This window comes from Mycobacterium sp. 1245801.1 (assembly GCF_001673055.1).
In the GTDB taxonomy this organism is placed as follows: Bacteria; Actinomycetota; Actinomycetes; order Mycobacteriales; family Mycobacteriaceae; genus Mycobacterium; species Mycobacterium europaeum_A.
In genome coordinates this window covers 1-1239 of sequence record NZ_LZKY01000263.1, presented here as the reverse complement: position 1 = coordinate 1239, position 1239 = coordinate 1, and the positions used below count along the sequence as shown (strand labels likewise).

1 protein-coding gene and 1 pseudogene are annotated in these 1239 nt (G+C 59.8%); both read left to right on the top strand.

All coding sequences use genetic code 11. From position 1 onward, the window contains the following. Positions 1-446: 446 nt before the first annotated feature. The gene (locus A5622_RS30505; protein ID WP_255361663.1) at positions 447-578 is read left to right on the top strand and encodes a hypothetical protein; all 132 of its coding nucleotides are present in this window, start codon (positions 447-449) and stop codon (positions 576-578) included. Between the two features lie 92 nt (positions 579-670). After that, a pseudogene (locus A5622_RS16965) lies at positions 671-1239 on the top strand (hypothetical protein); the annotation flags it as partial.

The window sequence follows — 1239 nt, the reverse complement described above, 5'->3', positions numbered from 1 at the left end:
GACGCTACCCCGCTGGTAACCTCTCCACGCCGGTTCAAGCCGACGCTGCGGTGCAATTTGCCGCCGTTCGCTCGTCGAGCGCCTGATCGATCAATGTGGTACTGGAATGCCGTCGCAGAGTTATCGAGCCGCTAGGCGCGCTCGCGTCACCAGGCGGATTCGCCATCGATGGTCGCGAGGTCTCGCATGGGTAGAAAATTACGGGCGGACGCCGTTGGCCGCTATTCACTATGTACTAGCCTCGACGCAGCGCAGACACGGCTTCATCTCACTAGCGAATCCCAGCGACGTCAGGCCGGTCCGACGACGATCTGCCTCAAACCGATGCTGACGGCCGCATAAAGTCGGTGGTCTTACGCCAGCGATCAGTCACCTTCGAGATAAAGAATCTGCGCCGTTCGCCGGGGTGAAGTGAGCGAAGCGCTGCCTCGGCTTAGCATTCGGACATGCGCGATATCGAAGCGATTGACGCCGATCTGCAGTTGGTGTCGCGCGCTTGGTGCGCGGCTTTGGTGGCAAATGATCACGCACCGAGTACCACCCTGATCGACCAGCTTCGCGAGGAGCGACAGCAGTGAGGCGCTGCGTCCGGAACTGACATGACCGGATACCACTAGAGGTAGCGTCGTAGCTGGTCGGAAGCATAGACGGCGGGTTGGCGGGTGGTGCGATGCAACTGATCGAGCTAAGCATTGGCGATCTCATCGCCAGAGCTGGCGGTGACCCATGGGCGATCAACCAGAGCTTGCAGGCCGGTAGCCCTTTTCAGATCTCTCAACTGGCAGAGGCTTTCCATGCTGCCGGCCGATGCTCCACCGCAGCCCAAGAAGAATTCGAACAGGCCCGCAAGCGCTTCGACATGGCCTGGAATCACCAGAACGGTGATCACCCGATCAACGATGCGGCTGAAGTGCAGCGGCTCGTCAAATCGCTTGGTGCACAGTCCGAGCAGTTGCCCAAAATCGGTAGCGACCTGGAGAACATTGCCGCCGCCTTAGCTGAGGCGCAAAAAGCCGGGGCACGCCGGATCGCCACGTTGGAACACGAGTTGCAAGGGCTCGACAACATCATCGACGCCGCGGAGCACGATCTGCAGAATGGCCACCCCGACGCGAAGACCGAGGCCTTTCTGAAGAAATTGATCGATGATGCGAAAGCCGATGCCGCCGATGACACACGAGATGCACTCAAACAGATGACATCTATCCGCGACACCTACACGCGATCGCTACGGCAAGC

Bases quoted from the DNA above. Each gene is read 5' to 3' on its own strand.
- A5622_RS30505 (WP_255361663.1), top strand. From the start codon at position 447: ATGCGCGATATCGAAGCGATTGACGCCGATCTGCAGTTGGTGTCGCGC.